Below are 22,773 nucleotides of genomic sequence, written 5' to 3'. Positions count from 1 at the left end.
CTTATCCCTTGATGCTTCCGGCGGTGAGCCCCGCCATGATGTGTCGTTGGAAGACGAAGAAGACGATGATCATGGGTATGGAGGCGATGACCAGCCCGCCCATGATCTGGTTCTGGGTCACCGCGCCCGCCGTCTGCGACAGGCCCACGCTGATCGTCATCTTCTCGCTGTCGGTCATGACCAGCAGCGGCAGGACGAAGTCCTTGAACGCGGTGACGATCGTGAAGATGGAGACCACGCCCAGGATCGGTCTGGAGACCGGCAGCACGACCGACCACAGCACCCGCAGCGGGCCCGCGCCGTCGATCTGCGCCGCCTCGATCAGCTCCCGCGGGATCGAGTCGAAGAACCGCTTGAGCAGGAAGATGTTGAAGCCGTTCGCCGCCGCCGGGAACCACAGGCCCCAGGCGTTGTTGAGCAGCCCCAGGTCCACGATCGTGACGTAGAGCGGGATGAGGATGACCATGGGCGGGATCATCAGCGTGGCCAGCATCGCGCCGAGGATCGCGTTGCCGAACATCGGGCGCAGCTTCGACAGCGCGTACGCCGCCGTGACGTCCACCGCCATGGAGAACAGCCACGCGCCCAGTGCGTAGTACGCGGTGTTGGCCAGCAGCGTGCCGATGTCGAACAGGTCCCAGGCCTCGAAGAACGCGTCCAGCGTCGGATCGGCCGGGACGAGCGACGGCGGCATCTGGGCGATCTCCTCCGGCGTCTTCATGGCGCCGGTGATCATCCAGTAGAGCGGGAAGACAAAGGCCAGGGTGAAGACCACGATGACGGCGACCAGCACCAGCCAGTAGATCCGCCGGCCCCACCTGCTGTTGAGCTGGTGCGGCGAGACGATCGTGCGGAACTGCACCTGGATCGGCTTCGGTGACCGCTTCCGCGGCCGTTGCCGCCCGGTGGCGGCGCGGGCGCCGATGGAGATCATGCCGTGTCCTCACGGGTCGTCCTGAGCTGGAAGGCCGCGAAGACGAGGAGCGCGAGCATGAGCAGCATGCCGAGCGCGCCCGCCTGGCCGTAGTTCATCTGCGAGAACGCGAACTGGTACATCAGGTACGCCACGCTCACGGTCGCGTTCTCCGGGCCGCCGCCGGTCAGCATGTACGGCTCGATGAACACCTGCATGGTGGCCACGATCTGCAGCATCAGCATGAGCAGCAGGATCAGCCGGGTCTGCGGGATCGTGACGTGCCTGATCCGCTTGAAGATCCCGGCCCCGTCGAGCTCGGCGGCCTCGTACAGCTCGGGCGGGATGTTCTGCAGCGCCGCCAGGTAGATCAGCGTCGCGCTGCCCATGTTCATCCAGGTCGAGACGAGGACCAGGGAGATCAGGGCGGTCGACGACGAGTCCAGCCAGGCCAGCGGCGGCAGGTGGAAGAACTCCAGGACCTGGTTGAACAGCCCGGGCCCCGGGTCGTAGAACCACCTGAACAGCAGCACCGCCACGATCGGCGGCAGCATGACCGGCAGGTAGACCACGAACCGCAGGTAGGCCCGGGCGTGGCGCAGCTCGTTGAGGACGAGCGCGACGACGAACGGCACGGCATAGCCGCACAGCAGCGCGAGCAGCGTGAACTCCACGGTGTTCAGCCAGGCCTCGCCGAAGGCCGGGTCCTGGACCGCCGCCTCGAAGTTGTCCAGCCCCACCCAGGTGGGCGGGTTGATCAGGTCGGTCTTCTGGAAGCTCAGAATGAACTCCCTGACCATCGGATACCAGGCGAACACCGTGAAACAGAACAGGGCCGCGCAGAGAAACCCGTAGGCCGTCAGATTGCGCCTCAAGATCCCCATCAAGGTCAGCCCTTGGCCGCCAGCATGGAGTTCGCCTTGGTCTCGGCGTCGGACAGCAGTTGGTCGACGCTGGCGTCCTTACGGCTCAGCACGCCCGACATGACCACGTCGAGGATGGCGTACAGCTCCTGCGCGTGCACCGGCTCGGCCTTCGGCGGGATCGTCGCGGCGGCCTGCACGTACGGCGCGTAGTTCGTGACCGGCAGCGAGGCGTTCTTCTCACGGTCGGCCTGGATGGCCTTGCCCGTGGGCGAGTCGCCGTAGACGGCGTTGTCGGGGACGCCGACCGGGTTGCCGATGGCCTTGCCGCGGGCGAAGTCGAAGCGGCCCTTGCCGACGGTGTTGAAGCGGAAGTCGATCCACTCCATGCCCGCCTTGGCCTCCTCGGGGGTGGCCTTCGGGTTGACCATGAACGCTTCGCCGCCGCTCAGCGAGGCCTTGGCCTCGGGGAAGCCCGTGATGCCGTAGTCGGCGACGTTGCCCTTGAACTTGTTGACCACGTCGGTGACCACGTCCGGCGCGCCCAGCATCATGCCGACCTTGCCGCTGCCCATGGCCATCATGAGCGACTCCCAGCCCACCAGGAGCTTGTTGCCCATGCTGTTGTCGACCCAGCGCATGTCGTGCAGGTTCTGCAGCACGGCCTTGCCCTCGGGCGAGTTGAAGGCGGCCTGCTTGTTGTCGGGGGTCAGGACGCTGCCGCCGCGGCCGTAGATGGCCTGGGTGAAGTGCCAGCCGCCGGTGTTGCCGCCGGAGTACTCGCCGTAGCCGACGTAGCCGGCGCCGAGCGCGGCGATCTTCTTGGCCGCCTCGCGGACCTCGGCCCACGTCTTGGGCGGGTTGGCGGGGTCGAGGCCGGCCTTGGTGAACAGGGCGCGGTTGTAGACCAGGCCGACGCCGTAGTGGACGTTCGGCACGCCGAACACCTTGCCGTCCTTGGTGACCAGCTCGCGCACGTCGGGGCGCAGGTCGTTCCAGTTCTTGATGGAGCCGGTGTACTGCGAGATGTCGAGCGCCTGGCCCTGGCCGATGACGTCGTTGTAGTTCGTCACCGGGACCACGAAGACGGTCTCCATCTGGCCGCCGGCCAGCTTGGGGCCGAACGTCTTGGGGTCGAAGCAGGGCTGCTGGTCCGTGCTCTTGACCGTCACGCCCGGGTGCGCCTTCATGAACGTGGCCACGTCGTCGTCCCAGGCCTGGCGCTCCTTCGGCGCGGACTTGGCGGGCTGGCAGGCCACCGTGATCGTCACGGCCTGGGCGCCGCCGGAGGCGGACGGGGTGGCGGGGTTGCTGGAGCCGCAGGCCGTGGCTGAGAGGCCGAGCACGGATACGAGCAAGAGTCCCGTGGATCTCCGCATGGTCTGACCCTTCTGATGCGAGGTGCCCACACCATAGGATCGGGGACGGAAGTGCGCAATATTTCGACTTCATATTGCAAGATAACGACTGCATTACGCCGGGGCGGGGCACGCCTGACCCGCCGCACGGGGTCGGGGTCCTTCGGGGGGAAGGGAAGGGGAAAGCCTGCCGTGCGGGGCGGGGAGGGTCAGGGGTTGGCGCGGGCGGTGGAGGCGCGGACCACGAGCTCGGGCTCGAAGAGCAGCTCGTCCGCCGGCACCACCGCCTTGTCGATCTGCGCGACCAGCAGGTCAACGGCGGCCCGGCCCATGGCGTCGATCGGCTGGCGGACCGTGGTCAGCGGCGGATCGGTGCAGTTCATCAGGGCCGAGTCGTCGAAGCCGATGACCGAGATGTCCCCCGGCACGGTGAGCCCCGCCCGGCGGGCGGCCCTGATCGTGCCCAGCGCGAGCAGGTCGCTGGCGCAGATCACGCCGGTCACCCCGCGCTTGACCAGCCGGGCGGCGGCCGCGTGCCCGCCCTCCAGCGAGAACATCGTGTGCTCGACCAGCCCGGGGTCCCCGCCCTCGGCCTGGAACGTCTCCAGCTTGCGCCGCGACGGCATGTGGTCCTTCGGCCCGAGCACCATGCCGACCCGCTCGTGGCCGAGCGCGCGCAGGTGGGCCAGGGCCATCTCGGCGGCCACCGTGTCGTCGCACGACACCTGCGGGAAGTCGAGGTGCTGGACGGCCGCGTTCACCAGCACGGTCGGCAGCTTGCGCTCGTGCAGCAGCTCGTAGTGCCCGTGCGCGGCGTCGGCCTGGGCGTAGAAGCCGCCGGCGAAGACGACGCCGCTGACCTGCTGCTGGAGCAGCAGGTCCACGTAGTCGGCCTCGGAGACGCCGCCGACCGTGCGGGTGCACAGCACGGAGGTGAACCCCTGCTGGGCCAGCGCGCCGCCGACCACCTCCGCGAAGGCGGGGAAGATCGGGTTCTGCAGCTCGGGGAGGACGAGGCCGACCAACCGGGCCCGGTCGCCGCGCAGCTGGGTGGGGCGCTCGTAGCCGAGCACGTCGAGGGCGGTCAGCACGGCCTCGCGGGTCGCGTCGGAGACCCCGGGCTTGCCGTTGAGCACGCGGCTCACCGTCGCCTCGCTGACTCCGACTTTCTTGGCCACCTCTGCGAGTCGTCGCGTCATGCGCAAACTATACGGCCTTCAGCGCAAGCGCTTGCAACGGCTTACGTCGATCCGACGTCAGGCTTTGCACGCCCTCCACAGCGGATCTGCCGGTCCCACCGGGTTCCTGACCAGCACGGAGAGACCGCCCCGACGAATTCTTGTCAGTCAACTGTTTGCGAAATCTCGTCGAAATATTGCGGCAATCTGCTTGGCATCCTATGGTTCGGCCATCTGCCTTACCCGGAGGGCCACCCCCATGAGAGCTGTCTTAGCCGCCCTTTCGTTAGCCATCGGATTCCTGGTAGCCATCGAATTCCATGCCGCGCCCGCGTACGCGGCGGCCGACACCAACCTCGCGGCGGGCAGGACCGCCACCGCGAGCAGCTCCACCGACGTCTACACCGCCGCGAACGTGACCGACGGCAACCAGGCCACCTACTGGGAGTCGGCCAACAACGCCTTCCCGCAATGGGTCCAGGTCGACCTCGGCGTCAGCGCGAGCGTCAACAAGCTCGTGCTCAAGCTGCCGTCCGGCTGGCCCAGCCGTACCCAGACGCTGACCGTCCAGGGCAGCGCGGACGGCTCCGCGTTCAGCACGATCGTCGCCTCGGCGACGTACACCTTCAACCCGACCGCGACGATCACCTTCACCGCCACGACCGCCCGCTACGTCCGGCTGCAGATCACCGCGAACACCGGCTGGCCCGCGGGCCAGGTCTCCGAGTTCGAGGTGTGGGGCAGCGCGCCGGACAATCCGCCGACGGGCGGCGCCAACCTGGCGCTCGGCAAGCCGATCACCGAGTCCTCGCACACCCACACGTACGTGGCCGCCAACGCCAACGACGACAACCTCCAGACGTACTGGGAGGGCGCGGCCTATCCGAACACGCTGACCGTGCAGCTCGGCGCCAACGCCGACCTGACCTCGATCACGCTCAAGCTCAACCCGGACGCCGTCTGGGCCAGGCGGACCCAGACCATCCAGGTCCTGGGCCGGGAGCAGAGCGCGACCGCCTTCAGCACCCTGGTCGCCCAGGCCGTCTACACCTTCGACCCGGCCACAGGGAACTCCGTGACGATCCCCATGACCGGCCCCGTGACCAGCAGGGCCGCCGACGTCCGGCTGCAGATCACCGCCAACTCGGGCGCGCCGGGCGGGCAGGTGGCCGAGTTCCAGATCTTCGGCACCCCGTCGGCCAATCCCGACCTGACCGTGAGCAACCTCGCGTCCTCCCCGGCCGCGCCGGTCGAGACCGACGCGGTCACGCTGTCGGCCACCGTCAGGAACGCGGGCACCGCGGCCGCCGCCGCGACCTCCGTGAACTTCTACGCGGGCACGACCAAGGTCGGCAGCGCGAGCGTGGGCGCGCTGGCCGCGGGGGCGTCGACCACCGTGTCCGCGAACATCGGCGCCAGGGACGCCGGGACCTACCAGCTGTCCGCCAAGGTGGACGAGGACGGCAAGGTCGTCGAGCTGAACGAGGCCAACAACACCACCACCGGCACGCTGACCGTCAAGCCCGTCGACACCGCCGACCTGATCGCCTCCCCCGTCGCCTGGACGCCGGGCAACCCCGCCGCGGGCAACACGGTGACGTTCTCGGTGGCGATCAAGAACCAGGGCACGGTGGCCTCCAGCAGCGGCTCCCACGGCATCACGCTCACCGTCACGAACGACTCCGGCACCGTCGTCAAGACCCTGACCGGCTCGGCCAGTGGCGCCATCGCGCCGGGCGCGACCACGAGCCCGGTGAACCTGGGCACGTGGACCGCGGCCAACGGCAAGTACACGGTGAAGACGGTGCTCGCCGACGACGCCAACGAGCTGCCCGTCAAGCGCGCCAACAACACCAGCGAGCTGCCGCTGTTCGTGGGGCGCGGCGCGAACATGCCGTACGACACGTACGAGGCCGAGGACGCCGTGATCGGCGGCGGCGCCGCACGCGTGGGCCCGAGCCGGGACATCGGCACGATCGCCGGCGAGGCGTCCGGGCGGCGCGCGGTGACGCTCAACCAGACCGGCGCGTACGTCGAGTTCACCACGAGGGCGGACACCAACACCCTGGTCACCCGCTTCTCCATGCCCGACGCCGCGGGCGGCGGCGGACTCAACTCCACCCTGAACGTCTACGTCAACGGCTCCTTCCTCAAGGCCATCGACCTGACCTCCCGCTACGCGTGGCTGTACGGTGCCGAGGCCAGCCCTGGCAACTCCCCCGGCGCGGGGCCGCCCAGGCACATCTACGACGAGGCGAACGTGCTCCTCGGCACCACCGTGCCCAAGGGCAGCACGATCAGGCTGCAGAAGGACGCGGCCAACAGCCAGACGTACGCGATCGACTTCGTGGACTTCGAGCAGGCGACCCCGATCGCGAACCCGGACCCGGCGAAGTACGCCATACCGACCGGTTTCACCCACCAGGACGTGCAGAACGCGCTCGACAAGGCCCGCATGGACGCCAACCTGACCGGCGTCTACCTGCCCCAGGGCGACTACCAGACCTCGGGCAAGTTCCAGGTGTACGGCAAGTCCGTCAAGATCGTCGGCGCGGGCCCCTGGTTCACCAGGTTCCGCTCCCCGGCCGGGCAGGACAACACCGACGTGGGCTTCCGCACGGAGGCCTCGGCCAACGGCTCGACGTTCGCGAACTTCGCCTACTTCGGCAACTACACCTCGCGTATCGACGGCCCCGGCAAGGTCTTCGACTTCTCGAACGTGGCGAACATGACGATCGACAACGTCTGGGCCGAACACCAGATCTGCCTGTACTGGGGTACGAACACGGACAACATCACGATCAAGAATTCACGGATCCGCAACCTGTTCGCCGACGGCCTGAACATGACCAACGGCAGCACCGGCAACCACGTCACCAACGTCGAGGCCAGGGCCACGGGCGACGACAGCTTCGCGCTGTTCTCGGCCACCGACAACAACCCCGGCGAGCAGACCGGCAACGTCTTCGAGAACCTGACCTCGCTGCTCACCTGGCGGGCCGCGGGCGTGGCCGTGTACGGCGGCTACGACAACACGTTCAGAAACATCTACGTCGCCGACACGCTGACCTACCCGGGCGTCACGATCAGCTCGCTGGACTTCGGGATCCCGATGAACGGGTTCGGCGCGAGCCCGCCGACGACGTTCGACAACATCTCGCTGGTCCGGGCCGGCGGGCACTTCTGGGGGCAGCAGACGTTCCCGGCGCTGTGGCTGTTCTCCTCGTCCAAGGTGTTCCAGGGCATCCGCCTCAACAACCTGGACATCGTGGACCCGACTTACAGCGGGATCATGTTCCAGACCGGCTACACCGGCGGCTCGCCGCTGAACCCGGTCAAGGACACGATCCTGACGAACGTGTCGATCAGCGGGGCGCAGAAGAGCGGCGACGCCTTCGACGCCAAGTCCGGGTTCGGCATCTGGGTCAACGAGCTGCCCGAGCCGGGGCAGGGCCCGGCGGTCGGGTCGGCCACGATCAACAACCTGAGGTTCGCCAACAACTACCAGAACATCAAGAACACGACCTCGACCTTCACCCTGACCACGAACTCCTGATAGGAAACCTGCTCGGACTGCCGCTACGGTCTCGACAGCGGCACGAGAGTGGGGCGGCAGACCTGGTCGGCAGGCTTCCTGTCAGGAGAGCTCATACCTGGTGGGCAACCCCTGCCAGTCGCTGACGCTGGTCACCGCGGCGGCGCTCAACAGCGCCCCGCGGTGCAGGCGTTCCTGGGGGATGAGGCCGTCGAGCGCGGCGCTGATGTAACCGGCCGCGAACGCCTCCCCCGCGCCGGACGTGTCCACGATGGGGACCTGCCAGCCCTGCACGTCGTAGCGCATCCGGTCGGCGCGCACGCTCGCGCCCTTCGCGCCGCGGTCCACCACGACCTCGCGCTCGGTCGTGAGGGCGGGCTTGACCAGGTCGAGCTCGTCCTGGCGGAGGAAGAGCAGGTGCGAGTCGCAGGCCAGCTCGCCGAGCACCTCCTCGGCCTCGCGTACCGACGGCCACAGCTCGGGCACGTACTCGACGGAGAAGGAGATCATCACCCCGGCGTTCTTCGCGGCGCTCACAGCGGTGCGCACCGCGTCGAGCGCGTCCCGGCCGAGGCCCGCCGTGATGCCGGTGACGTGGAGCATCTTCGACGCGGCGATCCGGTCGATCGGCACGTTGCCCGGCGTGAGCCGCGAGCCCGCCGAGCCCGCGCGATACTGCGTCACTCTCTGTGCACGACCGACCCGGGTCTCCCTGAGGACCAGCCCTGTCCGTAATCCCCCGGACACCCGCATGTCCTCGACGTCCACGCCCTCGCCCTTGAGCGCGGTGAGCACCCTCGCGCCCAGCTCGTCATCACCCACCTTGCCCAGGTAAGCGCTGCGGTGCCCGAGCCTGGCCAGCGCGATGGCCAGGGTGAACTCCGGCCCGCACACGTCCAGCCGGGCCTCGCTCTCATGGCGAACCCGGCCGCTGGAGACGACCCCCAAGGGCTCGCCGAGCGTATAGACGTCGGTCATGCGCCAGACTGTAGTGGGTCACGCACACGGAGACCTATTTTCGGCCGTAGCCCCTGGTTGCGCGCGTGATCAAATATTTTCTGTAACTTTAGCCAACCTTTTCCCCTTCCTGTGCCTCAAAGTAGTAAAGGGGTCGGCCACCCCGAGCCGCCTCCAAGTCAATACGGGGAGAGGAATCAGCACCCTCATGAGAAAGATCGCACTTGGTATCGTCTCCGCTCTTGTGGGCGGGGCCATGCTTATGTCGGGCGCGGGCTCCGCTTCGGCGGCCACCAAGGTGGACACCCAGCTCAAGATCCGCGACATCGACCCTAATCCGGTCGTGGTCGAGCCCGGTTCCGAGACGACCGCCTACTTCGACATCGGCGCCAGCTCCGACGTCAAGAAGGTCGAGCTGAGCGTGGCGCCCGAGGGCGTCCGCACGCTCCGCGCCAAGGACGTCAAGGACCTCGAGGGCTGGCGCTTCGCCGTCGGCTTCGCCGAGGGCGACCCCGAGGGCAAGTGGCAGGCCACCGCTGTCGCCTTCGACTCCGCCGGCAAGGAGATCGCGAAGGACACGGCGTTCTTCTCGGTCGAGGTCAAGAAGGGCAAGGCCGAGACCCGCATCTCGCGCTTCTCCGCCGACCCGTACAAGGTCCGCAAGGGCCGTACGATCGAGTTCTCCGGCCGTCTCCAGGTGGATGACGACGGCTGGGAGGGCGTCCGCGGCGAGCGGGTGAACGTCTACTTCCGCGCCAACGGCTCCAGCGGCTGGAAGTGGGTCGCCTCCGCCAAGACCAAGTGGGGCGGCAAGTTCTACGCCGAGACCCGCGCCTCCAAGAGCGGCACCTTCCGTGCCGTGTTCAACGGCAACGACGAGCTCGACGGTGCCAAGAGCCGCACGGACTCCGTGCGGGTCTACGGCAGCTGGTGGCGTCGTTAATCCATGACGCGAAGGCCCGGTCCTCTCTCTGGGGGCCGGGCCTTCCGGCTTTCGGGGCTCCTCAGGTTTAGCGATCACGCTTTGCGTGCATGGACAGTCGCATTGCGTTGATCGACCGACCCCCGAAGGAGCATCGCATGCCGCACCCCCTCATCGCCCTCGTCCTGAGCATGACGAGCACGCTGGGGGCGGCGCCTTCGTCCGAGCTCTCCGTACGCTACGAGCAGCCGGGCTCACCGCGCGCCGAGCAGGCCAGAAAGCTCCTCAAGGACGGCGACGCGCTCAGGACGCGGATCGGGCTGCCCGCGCAGGTCAAGGTCGTCGCCCGTGACTGCGACGCGGCCGAGGCCGCCTGGGACCCCGTCGAGCGCCGGATCACCGTCTGCTACCAGCTGGTCGACCAGGTGCGAAGCGTGATGGAGGGCATCTCCGAGACCGAGGAGACCGACGCCCGCACCAGGTCCGCCCGCATGGACGGCGCGCTGTCCGTGCTCTTCCACCACCAGCTCGGCCACGCCCTGACCACGCTGAACGGCCTGCCCGACAGCGAGGAGCAGGCCGACCAGTTCGCGGCGCTGACGCTCGCGTCCGACGCGCCCAAGCGCGTGGTGGCCGCCGCCGAGGCCCGCCACCTGCTCGCCGGCCACGCCGGCATCGACCACCTGTCGGGGCCGCCCGAGTCCGCCACGTTCTCCTGCCTCCTGTACGGCGCCGACCCCGCCAAATACGACCGGATCGCCCAGGGTGGCTGGGTCCCACCGGAGCGGGTGCCTTCCTGCGCCGGCGAGTACGACCGGGTCAGGTCCGCCGTGGGCTCAATGGCCGTGAAAGCTGGCACCTAGCGGGTAGCGTCGGAGTATGGCCGACGACCTGCTCAAACACTTCAATCCGTTCGACGTCTTCGACGCGGAGGCCGCCCGGCTCGACCGGTTCTTCAGCGGGCTGGACGAGGCCGGCTGGCAGCAGCCGTCCAGGTGCGAGGGCTGGTCGGTCCGCGACGTGCTGGGCCACCTGGCGGGCGAGGAGCTCTACAACCACGCCTGCCTCGACGGGACCGTGCAGGACCTGCTGACGCGGCTCTCCAAGGCCGGTGTGTCCGGGTTCAACGACTTCAACGAGTGGTCGGTGCGGCAGCGGCGCGGCATGCCCGTGGAAGAGGTCCTGGACGAGTGGCGGGCCGAGAACGGCGAGACGCGGCGCCGCATGCGCGAGCTCGGCCCCGACGGGCTGATCGACACGATGGCCGGGCCGTACCCGTGCGGCCTGCAGGCCTTCCACTACGACTCCGAGTACGCCACCCACGCCGACGACGTCGGCGCGCCCGTCTCCGACGCCGAGACCGACGGCCGGACGCTGTGGCGGGTGGCGGTGGGGCGGTTCGTGCTGGCCGAGCAGGAGGCCAAGGTGCAGGTGGAGCAGACGGCCGACGAGGTCTGGGCCTGCGTGAACGGGGTCGCGGCCTCGCTGTCGTACCCGGAGTTCGTGGAGGCCACGGTGGGGCGCCTGCCCGCGTCGCACGGGATCGACCCGCGCGTCGTCGCGGCGCTGAGGTGCCTCGCCTGACCGTTCGGGTTCGGAGAGGAGGTCGGCCATGTGGCTGCGTAACCGGGCGGGCACGGAGCCACTGAGCGCACGCAGCCCGCTGCGCGCCCGGCGGATCCTGTCCCTGGTCGCGCTGGTGCTGGGAGTGGCGGCGGCGGTGTTCTTCGCGCTGCGGGCCGCGAGCACGGGGGCGGAGGTCTGGCGCTGGGAGGCGGCGATCGCCGCCGCGGTGGCCATCGTGGCGGCCGCCGACCTGGCACTGCTGCGCCGGCGCCGCTGATTCTCAGGGCGTCGCCGGGATTCAGGTGGTCAGCACTGCGAGCAGCAGCAGCACGATCATCAGCACGCCGACCATGAAGATCATCAAGACATGCGCCAGCACCCACTTCCGCAGGCGATCGCCGTACGCCCGGGGAAAGGTGCTGCCATCCGATTCGATCTTGTTGATCGCCGCGACGCGCTTGGCCAGCTCGGGATCCTCTCGCTCAAGAGCCAGCTCGATCTCTGCGAGAATGCGGCGTTCCTTTCCAGAGAGACTCATCGCCATCACCACTGCTCCGTCGCCGGTGACCACCTTTTACCCACCAGTAGCGCAGGCATGCCCCCTCTGGCCGACCGGCGTCGCTTCCCCCGCAGGCGCACGCGCCTGCGGGGGGCCGCCCGTCACTTGCGGTGGTTGGCGTAGCGCTGCTTGAAGCGCTCGACGCGGCCCGCGGTGTCGAGGATGCGGCCGCGGCCGGTGTAGAAGGGGTGGCTGGCGGAGGAGACGTCCACGTCGATGACCGGGTACGTCCTGCCGTCCTCCCACTCGATCGTCCTGTCGCTGGTCAGGGTCGAGCGGGTGAGGAAGGCGAACCCGACGCTCGGGTCGCGGAAGACGACGGGGCTGTAAGCGGGGTGCAGGTTCTTCTTCATGGCCTGCACAACCAGGTGACAACGGTTTTCATTCCCGCGCTTCCGGATCGAGTCCCAGCACCGTACGGCCGCCGTCCACCGGGACGGTGGCGCCGTTCACGAACGCCGCCTCGTCCGAGAGAAGGTGCGCCACGACGGACGCCACCTCCGCGGGGGTCGCGACCCGGCCGAGCGGGTGCAGCATCGCCAGCTGCTCCTCGACGGCCCGCCGCGCCTCGGGGGTCTGCGACTCGATGAACGCCTCATAGCGTTCGGTGGCCACCGAGCCCGGGGCCACGGCGTTGACCCTGATCCCGCGCCTGCCGTACTCCACGGCCAGCGCCCTGGTGAGGCCCTCGGTGGCGGCCTTGGCGGTCGAGTAGGGGAGGCTGCCGGGCACCGCCCTGACGGCCTGGTGGGAGGTGACGTTGACGATGGCGCCGGGCGTACCGGCCGCGAGGAAGTGTCGTACGGCGGTGGCGCAGCCCACCACCGCGAGGTCGAGATTGGCCGCGATCAGGGCCCTGACCTCGGAGATCGGGGACGTGTGCACGGACGCGTCCCGGAACACGGCGGCGTTGTTGACCCAGCCGCGCAGGATCCCCGCCTCCTGGGCCAGATCGGCGGCCCAGGAGGCGACCTCCTCGTCGGCCGCGTCGCCGATCAGGGGGATGACTCGGGGACCGGCCCAGGCCAGGGCGTCGGGGTCGCGTTCGACGGCCACCACGGCGTCCTTCTCGCCCAGCAGTCGCTCGACCACAGCCCTTCCGATGCCACGCCCGCCGCCGGTCACCACATAGGAAAAGGTCATGACTCGACGTTATTCCGCTTTCACCGTGCGCTATTCATAACTCAGCGAAGTGACATTTATCACCGTATTTCTGACCGATGAACGGGAACTCTCCTAGAGTGATCGACGCCGCCGTGCCGAAGTCTCCTATGTGGATGGTCGGCGCGCTCTCGATCACGCAAACCGCGGGTTATGGCGTGCTTTATTACGCGTTCTCGGTGTTCATCCCGCCGATGTCCCGGGAGCTCCACGCCGGGGTCGCGCAACTGACCGGAGCGATCACCCTGGCCGTACTGGTGTCCGGGGTGGCGGCTCCGCTCATCGGCCGCTGGCTCGACCGGCACGGCGGGCGCGGCCTCATGACACTCGGGTCGCTGCTGGGCGGGCTGGCGGTGCTGGCGTGGTCCCAGGTGCGCTCGGTGACCCAGTTGTACCTGGTCTGCGGGGTGCTGGGCGTGGCGTCGGCGATGGTCCTGTACGAGGCCGCCTTCGCCGTGATCGTGGCCTGGTTCGACGCGACCAGGCGGGCGCGGGCGTTACTGGCGGTGACCGTCGTGGCGGGGTTCGCGTCCAGCATCTTCCTGCCGCTGACGGGCTTTCTCGTGGACCTGTACGGGTGGCGGCAGGCCCTGGTCATCCTGGCCGCCGGGTACGCCCTGACCTCGGTGCCCCTGCACTTCCTCGCCGTGCGGAGCCGGGCCGCGCCCCCGCACGCGAACCGGCGCGAGATCGTCGGGGCGGCGCTGCGCGAGCGGCCCTTCTGGCTGCTGGCGGCGGCCTTCCTGACCCAGACCGGCGCGGTGTCGGTCATGGGCGTGCTGCTGGTCACGTACCTGATCACCCTCGGCCACGCCCCCGTCTTCGCCGCCACCGTCGCGGGCCTGCTCGGGGTGCTGTCGGTCACGGGCCGCCTCGTCACCACGGGCCTGCAGGGCCGGTGGTCGGTGGCCTTGATCACGGCGGTGATGTTCGGGCTGCAGGGGCTGGCGGCGGTGCTGCTGCCGCTGGTCGGCGAGAGCGCGTCGGGGGCCGTGGCGGGGGTGGTGCTGTTCGGGCTGGGGTTCGGAGTGGGCACGATCGCCCGTCCCGCACTCCTGACCGACCGCTACGGCACCGGGGCGTACGCGTCCCTGAGCGGGGCGCTCGCCCTGCCCATCACGGCGGCCAAGGCCGTCGCACCGCTGCTGGCGGCGGGGATCGCGCAGTTCGCGGGCTATCCGACGGTCATGGGAGCGGTGGCAGCCGCCTGCGCCCTGGGCGCCCTCTCCCTGGTCGCCTACCACCGCGGCACCCACCCCACCCCCGCCTAACCCCACCGCTACCTGACCTCATCGCCACCTCAACCCGACCGCCACCTCAACCCTGGCGCCACCTCAACCCCACCACCACCTCACCGCCTCAACCCCACTCACCACCGCCTCAACTCCACTACCGCCTCACCCTGCCGCTACCTCAACCTCACCTCCACCTCCACTTCCGCCTCGAACCCAACACCCCTGGCCCAACGCCCCTCGGGCCCGACACCACCCAAGGCCCGACACCACCCTGGCTCCAGCACCACCCCGTCCAACCTCCGCCCTTCCGCCCTTCCGCCCTCAAAGCGGGCCCTGCCATCGGCGCTCGGAGGACTCCACCCACCCCACATGAGGAGCGGGAAACATGCACGAGCGTGCGGGCGCCTAATCGGCTCATGGACCGATCACCGTCGGGCAGACTGGGGAGATGCCAAGCCGCGCACCGGAAACCCCCGATCGCCGTCGGCGGAACTCACGAAACGCTCACCCGCGAACACGTAAGGTAGCCGCATGGATACCCCCACCGACGTTCTGCACCGCGTGTTCGGCTACGACTCGTTCCGGGCGGGGCAGCAGGAGATCATCGACCATGTCGTGACCGGCGGCGACGCGCTCGTGCTCATGCCCACCGGCGGCGGCAAGTCGCTCTGCTACCAGATCCCCGCCCTCGTGCGCCGCGGCGTGGGGGTCGTCATCTCGCCCCTGATCGCGTTGATGCAGGACCAGGTCGACGCGCTGCGGGCGCTGGGCGTGCGCGCGGGGTTCCTCAACTCGACGCAGGACTTCGACGAACGGCAGCTGGTGGAGTCGGAGTTCCTGGCCGGCGAGCTCGACCTGCTCTACCTCGCCCCCGAGCGGCTGCGTGTGGACGCCACGCTGCGGCTGCTGGCCAAGGGTGAGATCTCGGTGTTCGCGATCGACGAGGCCCACTGCGTGGCGCAGTGGGGGCACGACTTCCGGCCCGACTACCTCGAGCTGTCCACGCTGCACGAGCGCTGGCCCGATGTGCCGCGCATCGCGCTGACCACCACCGCCACCCCGGCCACGCACGCCGAGATCTCCTCCAGGCTCGGCCTCGAGCAGGCCCGCCACTTCGTCGCCAGCTTCGACCGGCCCAACATCCACTACCGCATCACGCCCAAGAGCGAACCCAAGCGGCAGCTGCTGGAGTTCCTGCGCACCGAGCATCCCGACGAGTCCGGCATCATCTACTGCCTGTCGCGCTCCTCGGTCGAGAAGATCGCCGAGTTCCTGGTCGACAACGGCATCGCCGCCGTCCCGTACCACGCGGGTCTCGACGCCCGCACCCGTGCCACCCACCAGTCCCGCTTCCTGCGCGAAGACGGGCTGATCGTGGTGGCCACGATCGCGTTCGGCATGGGCATCGACAAGCCCGACGTACGCTTCGTCGCCCATCTCGACCTGCCCAAGTCGGTCGAGGGCTACTACCAGGAGACCGGACGCGCGGGCCGTGACGGGTTGCCGGCCACGGTGTGGATGGCGTACGGCCTCCAGGACGTCGTTCAGCACCGGCGGATGGCCATGGAGGGCGACGATGCCCACCGCCGCCGCCAGGTTAACCACCTGGACGCCATGCTGGCGCTGTGCGAGACCGCCGGGTGCCGCCGGGTGATGCTGCTCGACTACTTCGGCCAGAAGGGCGCCGAGCCCTGCGGAAACTGCGACACCTGCCAGACTCCGCCCGAATCCTGGGACGGCACGGTCCCCGCCCAGAAGGTGCTGTCGACGGTGCTGCGGCTGGCGCGGGAGCGGCGGCAGAAGTTCGGGGTGGGGCAGGTGGTCGACATCCTGCTCGGCAAGAAGACCGCCAAGGTGCTGCAGCACGGCCACGAGACACTGACCGTGTTCGGGGTGGGCACCGACCTGGGCAACGCGGAGTGGCACGGGGTGGTGCGGCAGCTGCTGGCGCAGGGCTTGCTGTCGGTCGAGTCCGACTACGGTGCGCTGGTGCTGACGGACGACAGCGCGTCGGTGCTGCGGGGGCAGCGCGAAGTGCTCCTGCGCCGCGACGCCCTACGCCCCGCCCGCGCCAAGGCGACCTCCTCGTCGAAGGCCCAGGCGGCAGCCGAGCTGCCTGCGGAGGCGGCCCCGCTCTTCGAACGCCTCCGGTCGTGGCGAGGCGCCACCGCGAAGGAGCAGGGGGTGCCCGCGTACGTCATCTTCCACGACGCGACGCTGAGAGAGATCGCCACCGTCCGACCGTCCTCACTGGCAGAGCTGAGCACGATCAACGGGGTGGGAGAGAACAAACTGGCGAAGTACGGAGAAATGGTCCTGGAGGTCCTCCAGGACGAAGCCTGACACCCTGGCACCGCCCGGCCTGAGATCAAGGCACCACCCCGAGCACAGGCCCAGCCACGGCCAGAAACGCGAGCCAAGGCCATGACCGACGCCGAGGCCGTGACCAAGGCTGTGACCAGGCCCAGAACCGAGGCCGTCACCGAGGCCGAGGCCGAGTCGGTGACAAGGCCGAGGCGGTGAACGAAGCGGTGACCGAGGCCGAGGCAGTGGGCCAGAAGCAACGTGGGCTTGAGGCGTGGGCTCAAGGTGTGCGTCCGGAACGTGAACCCCAGGCCGCCGGGCGGTCCGAGGCGTCGACCCGGCGTGCGTGACCCAGGCTCAACCACGACCCCAACCTCAGCCCCAACCTCAGCAGGGCTGCGGACGGACGAAACCCCGGGCGCGGACCGAAAGGTGATGGGCGGGTGGAGCGTGGTGGTGGCGACGGCCGCACGAAGAACGGTCGTCGCCACCACGTTGGTCGGCCGGGTCACGGCGATCGGGTGTCGCCGCCCCGCTGACAACCGGCCGGACGTGTGCTGGGCTTTGTGGTCGGTTTCCCGACATGGCTTGCGGTACAGGATGATCGTACGGCGTGTGAGCGGGAAATGCTGGATGGGCTGGATTGTTCTGTCCTTGAGGTTGGGGTTATTGAGCTGGTCAGAGGGCTGTTGACCAGTTCGGGTCACGGCCGAGATAGGCCAAAAGGTGATCCTCGGCCGAGGCGTGCGGGGGCAGGGTCCTCGGCGGGGCGAACCTGTGCGGCCGGTCGGCGCGCGTGACGAACAGGTGGGCCAGGTCCAGCAGTTCCTCCGCCATGAGGGCCGGGATGGGGTGGTGCTCGCCACAGGCCCTGGCCACGTCCCAGCCGTGCACGGCGATCTCGATCGCACCCGCGGCGGCCACCATGGGGCTGGTCAGTCTACGGTCGTCAATGGAGATCATCCCGGGTCGGGCGATCGTGTCCGCCCACACGCCCAGAAGCTCCGCGGCACGGTCCCTGAGAAGGAGCGCCGGGTTGGCCCCACATCCCTGCACCGGCCGTCCAAAGGCGCTGGAGCGCAAAGAAGCGCTGTCTCCTTCGCCCGTGGCGAATGCGGCGGGCTCACGGACGCCGGAGCGCGAAGAGACACTACCCGCTCTGCCGGAAGCAGCCGTGGCCGACTCACCAGGACCGGAGCGCCAGGACGCACCGCCCCTTTCGCCACCTGGTGCGGATGCAGCCGACTCACGGACACTGAAGCGCGAAGTGGCGCTGTCTCTCTCACCGGGTACGAACGCAGTCCGCCCGCCAAGGCTGGAGGGCGAAGACGCACAGCTCTCATCGGCCGGTGTCGATGCAGTTGGCCGGCCGGCGCTGGAGCCCGCCGCCGGCGGGATGAGGCCGGAGGCGGCGGCGTTCAGGGTTCGGAGGGAGTCGGTCATGTGGTCGAGCAGGTGCTGCAGGTTCCAGTCCGCGCAGGGAGTGGGGCGGCAGAGGGCGGCCGGGGTGACGACGCGTAGGCTGCCCAGCGCGTAGTTGATCGCCCGCTCCAGCAGCGCCACCCCTGCGGCCAACGCCTTTTCTTGATCGCACATATCGCCTCCTCCCCCATGCAGACCGGCGTTCCCGGGAAAACTCATCGCCGCCGCGTACGCTTGGGGCCGGAGCAGAAGGACTGTGAAACCTGCGTTCACGTCAGTCTTCGTGAAGGGTCGTCAGCGTTCTTCTGGCTGGCCGGGACAGAACCTCGTGGAACGGCGCGGCCTTGGTCGTGGCGGACCGTTGGTTCCCGTCATCGAAGACGCGGCACGTGCTCAGCCTGCCGGTGCTCGGCGCCCCTTAGCCGGAACCTTCCGGGGTCACCCGGAGTAGAGGTTGCGTGAAGTGGTTGATGATGGTGACGCTGCTGGTGGTCGCCGGGTGTTCGGCAGAGGTTCCCTCGGCTCCCGGGGCGCGGGCGAGCATACCGAGCTCCGCTCCCGGGACGCAGTCGGTCGTGCCGAGCCCAGATCCCACAGCGCGGGACGCCGTACCAAGCCCCGATCCCACAGCGCGGGAAGCCGTACCAAGCCCCGATCCCAGTGCGCGGGAAAGTGGGCCGAGCCCCGGTCCGACGGCTACCAGGGCTGCGTGTAAGGGGACCTCGGTGCTGCTCGGTGAAGGGTTTCCCGAGGTGCGCGGGACGGGGCAGGGTGCGGAGCTGTGGGGGTTGTTGTTCGCCCCGGGGCCGCCGCTCGCGCGCGGCGAAGAGATCAAGATCGTGTGGCGGATGACGGGCGAAGGCCCGCTGCGCGTCAAGGCGACGCTGCCCGACGGCACGCTTGCCAAGCTCGCCTGGGGGCCTGAGCGGCACGACGGGTCGAGCTGGCACAAACCCGGTGAGGAGTGGGGCACGGGGTTCGTCTTCCCGAAGCAGGGCTGCTGGAAGGTCGAGCTCACCCGTACGCGGGGCTCCGGGTACGTATGGCTGCCCGTCAGATAGCCCGGTCGATGAACGCCGTCACGTCGTCCAGGACCTCGTCCTTGTTCGTCTCGTTGAAGACCTCGTGCCTGGCGCCCGGGTAGATCCGCTCGGTCAGGTCCGTGCCCTTGATCGCCTCGACGCCGGGACGGCTCCCGCTCAGCGGGACGAGTTCGTCGTCGGCCCCGTGCACCCACAGCGTGGGCAGGGGCCCGAGCGTGCCGCCCGCGGCGATCGTGGCCAGCGTCGCGGCGAACGCCTCCAGCGTGGCCCGCTTGAACGGGCCGTGCCACACCAGCGGGTCGGCGGCGTACGCGGCGCCCACCGAGAGGTCGCGGGAGAGCGTGGCCGGGTCGATGGGGACCTCCGGCGGCTCCTCGAAGGCCAGGAGGGTCGGGACGACCGCCCAGTCACCGATCACCGGGCCCGAAAGAACGAGCGCGGCCAGGCCGTGGCCGTAGCGCTGGGCGTAGCGGGCCGCGATCATGCCGCCCATCGAGTGGCCGACCACCACGACCGGGACGCCTGGGTGGTCGGCCCTGGCCTGCTCCTCGACGGTGTAGACGTCGGTCACCACGTCCTCGAAGTCCGCGATGAGCACCCGGTCGCCCGCCGACTTGCCGTGGCCCATGTGGTCGAGGCCGTAGACGGCGGCGCCGTGCCGGACGAGCCGGTCCGCCACGTACTCGTAGCGGCCGATGTGCTCGCCGTACCCGTGGATCAGGATGGCCACGTATCGCGGCCGGTCATGGGGCCACACGCGGACCGCGTTGCGGCCCGCGGTGCCGGTGAAGGTGTGCTCGCGCGATTCGGCCATGGTCACCGAGCGTACGCCCATGATCGCGCGATCGTCCACGCTGCGAGGTCCGAAAATCGCCGACTTCTGGAGGCACGGCGGTGTTGAAGAAGGTATGGACATCCACAGCATCATCGAGAGCCCGTTGGGCGAGATCCTGCTCGTCGGTGACGGCTCGGCGCTGACGCGTGTGTCGTTCGACGTGCGCGTGGAGGCCGGTCTGCGGTGGGAGCCGGGCGCGTTCGAAGAGGTCGAACGGCAGTTCGCCGAGTACTTCGCCGGCGAGCGGGTCGCGTTCGACCTGCCGCTCGCCACCCGCGGCACCCCGTTCCAGGAGCGGGTGTGGGCGGCGGTGGCGGAGCTGCCGTACGGGAGCACGACGACCTACGGCGCGCTCGCCGCGCGGGCCGGCGCGCCCCGTGACCGGATCCGCGCCGTCGGCGCGGCCGTCGGCGCGAACCCGCTGCTCGTCGTCCGCCCCTGCCACCGCGTCGTCGGGGCGGACGGCACGCTGACCGGGTACGCGGGCGGCATCGAGCGCAAGCACGAGCTGCTGACGCTCGAAGGCGCCCTGCAGCCGCAGCTCTGGAGCGCCGTCGGATGAACCCGGCGAAGCTGGCGGAGGAGGCCAAGACGGACTGGGCGACGCCGACAGAGGCGGTCAAGATGGACTGGGCGAAGCTGACGGAGGAGGTCAACTCGTACGGGTGCGCGCTGACGCCGCCGGTGCTCACCCCCGAGGAGTGCGAGGAGATCGCCGGCCTGTACGACGAGCTCGGGCTGTTCCGGTCCACGATCGACATGGAGCGGCACCGGTTCGGCGCCGGGCAGTACCGGTACTTCAGCCGGCCGTTCCCGCCGCTGGTGGAGAAGCTGCGGGCGGAGTTCTACCCGCGGCTGCTCCCGATCGCCCGCGACTGGGCGGCCAAGCTGGGCCAGCCGGCGCCGTGGCCGGACGACCTCGACGAGTGGCTGGACATGTGCCACAGAGCAGGGCAGACCAGGCCGACGCCCATCCTGCTGCGGTACGGGCGGGACGGCTGGAACGCGCTGCACCGCGACCTCTACGGCGATCTGGTGTTCCCGTTGCAGGTCGTGATCGGGCTGGACCGGCCGGGCGAGGACTACACCGGCGGCGAGTTCCTGCTGGTGGAGCAGCGGCCGCGGGCCCAGTCGCGGGGGACGGTGACCCTGTTGCCGCAGGGGCACGGGCTGATCTTCACCACGCGCGACCGGCCGGTGCGCTCCTCCCGGGGCTGGTCGGCCTCCCCCGTGCGGCACGGGGTGAGCACCGTCCGGTCCGGGCTGAGGCATACGCTGGGGCTCGTCTTCCACGACGCGAAATGACGTACACGCTGGTGGGGGCCGACGGCCGCCCGCATCCGAGTCCGGTGCCCGGCACGCTGGGCGGGCATCGAGGGGCTCGGCTGTACGGGCGGCTGGACTGCCCCTCGGCGCTGCGCGCCATCGCTCGCGGGGGATATATCCGGCATCGGGTCTTCTTCGCCGACGCCGGTGACGCGGTGGCGGCCGGGTATCGGCCGTGTTCGAAATGCTTGCCGGAGGCGTACCAGGTGTGGAAGGGCCGGGGGACATCGTGATTCCGCTGCCGACGCGGGAGATCGCGCCGGGCGCGGTGCACGTGCCCGGCTGGCTGACACTGGACGAGCAGCGCCACCTCGTGGAGGCGTGCCGCGCGTGGGCCACGGGACCCGTGCCGATCCGGCACACCGTGCTGCCCCGGGGCGGGGTGATGTCGGTGCGGACGGTGTGCGTGGGGTGGCACTGGCAGCCGTACCGGTACACGCGCATCGCCCACGACGTGAACGGCCGGCAGGTGGCCGAGTTTCCGGCATGGCTCGGCGAGCTGGGCCGGCGCGCCCTGACCGAGGCGTACGGGCTCCCCGGCGACACGTACGAACCCGACACCGCTCTGATCAACTTCTACGACGGCCAGGCCAGGATGGGCATGCACCAGGACAAGGACGAGAAGTCCGACGCCCCGGTGGTGTCGCTGAGCATCGGCGACCGGTGCCTGTTCCGCTTCGGCAACACCGAGACGCGCGGCCGCCCGTACACGGACGTCGAGCTCGCCTCGGGTGACCTGTTCGTGTTCGGGGGGCCGTCGCGCTTCGCCTACCACGGCGTGCCGAAGGTCTATCCGGGCACCGGCGATCCCGCCACCGGCCTGACCTCCGGCCGCCTCAACATCACGATGCGCGTCACCGGTCTTCGGTGACGTAGTCGAACTCCTCGTCGGAGAGCGTGCGCCGCAGCGTCCGCAGCACCTTGGCCGGGTCGTCGTCCGGCCCCTGTGAGTAGAAGGGCCTGCCGTCGCGGCCGAACGTGATCGCCGCGTCCCCCTCCCACTTGCCCAGCACGTCGGCCGCCGGGGTGAAGTCCTCGTGCGGCTCGAACCCGAGCGTGCGCGCGTAGTCGACCGACCCGAACACCAGGTGCCGGGCCAGCTCGATCGGCGCCTCCTGGTAGCCCGCGTACTCGCCGAAGAAGTACTGGCGGAAGCGCCGCAGGTCGCGGTCGTCGAGCACGTCGGGGCCGATCGCGTTCTTCGCCCCGAGGCAGTGGACGTCGGCGAGGTAGCCGGCCACCGTCATCCTGTCCCAGGTGTGCCGCCGCGCGACCAGCACGCACACCAGGCCGCCCATGCCCGAGCCGGGCGCCTCGTCCACCCAGCCGCGGGCCGGGTCGACGGTGAGCCCCTCGCTCCAGCCGGTGTTGACCCAGCACCCGACCACCTCGGGCTCGGCGGCGGGAGCCTCCGCGGCGATGGCCCGCACCAGCGGCGCCACGACGGACGGCGACACCTTCAGCGCCTTGGCGATCTCCTTCGGGGAGCGGCCCTCGGCGCGCAGCTCGCGTACCCGATCCTTCAAGTCCATTCGGGCAGCTTAGCCGCCCCCGGGGCCGTTCAGCGGGTGGCAGGCCGCACTCAGAGGAGTCCGC

General features: G+C 69.6%; 23 protein-coding genes and 1 pseudogene. 12 read left to right on the top strand and 12 right to left on the bottom strand.

What is annotated here, in order from left to right; genetic code table 11:
• Position 1: 1 nt before the first annotated feature.
• The 4 genes from ABZS69_RS56075 to ABZS69_RS56060 form a co-directional block, all read right to left on the bottom strand.
• Positions 2-934, bottom strand: coding sequence for a carbohydrate ABC transporter permease (locus ABZS69_RS56075; protein WP_355389696.1), 933 nt, complete (start codon positions 932-934; stop codon positions 2-4).
• Entirely contained in the window at positions 931-1,797 is an 867-nt protein-coding gene (locus ABZS69_RS56070) for a sugar ABC transporter permease (RefSeq protein WP_355389694.1), read from the bottom strand. The genes ABZS69_RS56075 and ABZS69_RS56070 overlap by 4 nt, the downstream gene beginning before the upstream one ends.
• 5 nt (positions 1,798-1,802) lie before the next feature.
• Complete coding sequence (locus tag ABZS69_RS56065) at positions 1,803-3,122, bottom strand: extracellular solute-binding protein (RefSeq protein ID WP_355389692.1); 1,320 nt, start codon at positions 3,120-3,122, stop codon at positions 1,803-1,805.
• A 221-nt stretch (positions 3,123-3,343) separates the two neighbouring features.
• On the bottom strand, positions 3,344-4,333 hold the full coding sequence (locus ABZS69_RS56060) for a LacI family DNA-binding transcriptional regulator (protein WP_355389690.1): 990 nt from the start codon (positions 4,331-4,333) through the stop codon (positions 3,344-3,346).
• Positions 4,334-4,571: 238 nt separating this feature from the next.
• Here ABZS69_RS56060 and ABZS69_RS56055 point away from each other — a divergent pair, with 238 nt between their 5' ends.
• Complete coding sequence (locus ABZS69_RS56055) at positions 4,572-7,868, top strand: discoidin domain-containing protein (protein WP_355389688.1); 3,297 nt, start codon at positions 4,572-4,574, stop codon at positions 7,866-7,868.
• A gap of 81 nt (positions 7,869-7,949) precedes the next feature.
• Here ABZS69_RS56055 and ABZS69_RS56050 read toward each other — a convergent pair whose 3' ends face one another.
• Positions 7,950-8,825, bottom strand: a complete 876-nt coding sequence (locus tag ABZS69_RS56050) for a sugar kinase (RefSeq protein WP_355389686.1) — start codon at positions 8,823-8,825, stop codon at positions 7,950-7,952.
• 187 nt (positions 8,826-9,012) lie between these two features.
• On the opposite strand from ABZS69_RS56050, the gene ABZS69_RS56045 reads away from it, so the two are divergent.
• The 4 genes from ABZS69_RS56045 (at position 9,013) to ABZS69_RS56030 (ending at position 11,569) form a co-directional block, all read left to right on the top strand.
• On the top strand, positions 9,013-9,747 hold the full coding sequence (locus ABZS69_RS56045; protein ID WP_355389684.1) for a hypothetical protein: 735 nt from the start codon (positions 9,013-9,015) through the stop codon (positions 9,745-9,747).
• Positions 9,748-9,884: 137 nt separating this feature from the next.
• On the top strand, positions 9,885-10,589 hold the full coding sequence (locus ABZS69_RS56040; protein ID WP_355389682.1) for a DUF4344 domain-containing metallopeptidase: 705 nt from the start codon (positions 9,885-9,887) through the stop codon (positions 10,587-10,589).
• Between the two features lie 16 nt (positions 10,590-10,605).
• Complete coding sequence (locus tag ABZS69_RS56035) at positions 10,606-11,310, top strand: maleylpyruvate isomerase family mycothiol-dependent enzyme (RefSeq protein WP_355389680.1); 705 nt, start codon at positions 10,606-10,608, stop codon at positions 11,308-11,310.
• 28 nt (positions 11,311-11,338) lie between these two features.
• The gene (locus ABZS69_RS56030) at positions 11,339-11,569 is read left to right on the top strand and encodes a DUF6343 family protein (protein WP_355389678.1); all 231 of its coding nucleotides are present in this window, start codon (positions 11,339-11,341) and stop codon (positions 11,567-11,569) included.
• Between the two features lie 21 nt (positions 11,570-11,590).
• Here the strand turns inward: ABZS69_RS56030 and ABZS69_RS56025 are convergent, their stop codons facing one another.
• The 3 genes from ABZS69_RS56025 to ABZS69_RS56015 form a co-directional block, all read right to left on the bottom strand.
• Positions 11,591-11,863, bottom strand: coding sequence for a DUF3040 domain-containing protein (locus tag ABZS69_RS56025; protein WP_355389676.1), 273 nt, complete (start codon positions 11,861-11,863; stop codon positions 11,591-11,593).
• Between the two features lie 89 nt (positions 11,864-11,952).
• Complete coding sequence (locus ABZS69_RS56020; protein ID WP_355389674.1) at positions 11,953-12,204, bottom strand: type B 50S ribosomal protein L31; 252 nt, start codon at positions 12,202-12,204, stop codon at positions 11,953-11,955.
• A gap of 28 nt (positions 12,205-12,232) precedes the next feature.
• Complete coding sequence (locus tag ABZS69_RS56015) at positions 12,233-12,994, bottom strand: SDR family oxidoreductase (protein ID WP_355389672.1); 762 nt, start codon at positions 12,992-12,994, stop codon at positions 12,233-12,235.
• A 98-nt stretch (positions 12,995-13,092) separates the two neighbouring features.
• Between ABZS69_RS56015 and ABZS69_RS56010 the strand changes: the two genes are divergently transcribed.
• Together ABZS69_RS56010 and recQ are read left to right on the top strand one after the other, a co-directional pair.
• Positions 13,093-14,283 carry an MFS transporter gene (locus tag ABZS69_RS56010; RefSeq protein ID WP_355389670.1) on the top strand — a complete coding sequence of 397 codons (1,191 nt, stop codon included), beginning with the start codon at positions 13,093-13,095 and terminating at the stop codon, positions 14,281-14,283.
• Positions 14,284-14,778: 495 nt separating this feature from the next.
• Complete coding sequence (gene recQ, locus ABZS69_RS56005) at positions 14,779-16,590, top strand: DNA helicase RecQ (RefSeq protein ID WP_355389668.1); 1,812 nt, start codon at positions 14,779-14,781, stop codon at positions 16,588-16,590.
• Between the two features lie 639 nt (positions 16,591-17,229).
• On the opposite strand, the gene ABZS69_RS56000 is transcribed toward recQ, so the two are convergent.
• Positions 17,230-17,514, bottom strand: a complete 285-nt coding sequence (locus ABZS69_RS56000; protein ID WP_355389771.1) for a hypothetical protein — start codon at positions 17,512-17,514, stop codon at positions 17,230-17,232.
• Between the two features lie 438 nt (positions 17,515-17,952).
• Positions 17,953-18,147 (bottom strand): annotated as a pseudogene (locus ABZS69_RS55995) (maleylpyruvate isomerase N-terminal domain-containing protein); the annotation flags it as partial.
• Between the two features lie 551 nt (positions 18,148-18,698).
• On the opposite strand from ABZS69_RS55995, the gene ABZS69_RS55990 reads away from it, so the two are divergent.
• A complete protein-coding gene (locus ABZS69_RS55990) occupies positions 18,699-19,034 on the top strand; it encodes a hypothetical protein (RefSeq protein WP_355389666.1) in 336 nt (111 codons plus the stop codon).
• On the opposite strand, the gene ABZS69_RS55985 is transcribed toward ABZS69_RS55990, so the two are convergent.
• Positions 19,027-19,869 carry an alpha/beta fold hydrolase gene (locus ABZS69_RS55985; RefSeq protein ID WP_355389664.1) on the bottom strand — a complete coding sequence of 281 codons (843 nt, stop codon included), beginning with the start codon at positions 19,867-19,869 and terminating at the stop codon, positions 19,027-19,029. The genes ABZS69_RS55990 and ABZS69_RS55985 overlap by 8 nt on opposite strands.
• Before the next feature lie 55 nt (positions 19,870-19,924).
• Between ABZS69_RS55985 and ABZS69_RS55980 the strand changes: the two genes are divergently transcribed.
• The 4 genes from ABZS69_RS55980 to ABZS69_RS55965 are packed head-to-tail and all read left to right on the top strand — an operon-like array spanning position 19,925 to position 22,048.
• Entirely contained in the window at positions 19,925-20,413 is a 489-nt protein-coding gene (locus tag ABZS69_RS55980; protein WP_355389662.1) for a methylated-DNA--[protein]-cysteine S-methyltransferase, read from the top strand.
• Positions 20,410-21,156, top strand: a complete 747-nt coding sequence (locus ABZS69_RS55975) for a 2OG-Fe(II) oxygenase (protein WP_355389660.1) — start codon at positions 20,410-20,412, stop codon at positions 21,154-21,156. The genes ABZS69_RS55980 and ABZS69_RS55975 overlap by 4 nt, the downstream gene beginning before the upstream one ends.
• Positions 21,153-21,410, top strand: a complete 258-nt coding sequence (locus tag ABZS69_RS55970) for an Ada metal-binding domain-containing protein (RefSeq protein ID WP_355389658.1) — start codon at positions 21,153-21,155, stop codon at positions 21,408-21,410. The genes ABZS69_RS55975 and ABZS69_RS55970 overlap by 4 nt, the downstream gene beginning before the upstream one ends.
• The gene (locus ABZS69_RS55965; RefSeq protein ID WP_355389767.1) at positions 21,404-22,048 is read left to right on the top strand and encodes an alpha-ketoglutarate-dependent dioxygenase AlkB; all 645 of its coding nucleotides are present in this window, start codon (positions 21,404-21,406) and stop codon (positions 22,046-22,048) included. The genes ABZS69_RS55970 and ABZS69_RS55965 overlap by 7 nt, the downstream gene beginning before the upstream one ends.
• Here the strand turns inward: ABZS69_RS55965 and ABZS69_RS55960 are convergent.
• Positions 22,032-22,709: a helix-turn-helix domain-containing protein gene (locus tag ABZS69_RS55960; protein WP_355389656.1), complete on the bottom strand. Its 678-nt coding sequence runs from the start codon at positions 22,707-22,709 to the stop codon at positions 22,032-22,034. The genes ABZS69_RS55965 and ABZS69_RS55960 overlap by 17 nt on opposite strands.
• Positions 22,710-22,773 lie beyond the last annotated feature (64 nt).

Source organism: Nonomuraea sp. NPDC005650, assembly GCF_040605375.1.
Lineage (GTDB): Bacteria > Actinomycetota > Actinomycetes > Streptosporangiales > Streptosporangiaceae > Nonomuraea.
The sequence above is the reverse complement of the archived record's forward strand: the minus strand, read 5'-3'. Positions and strand labels throughout refer to the sequence as shown.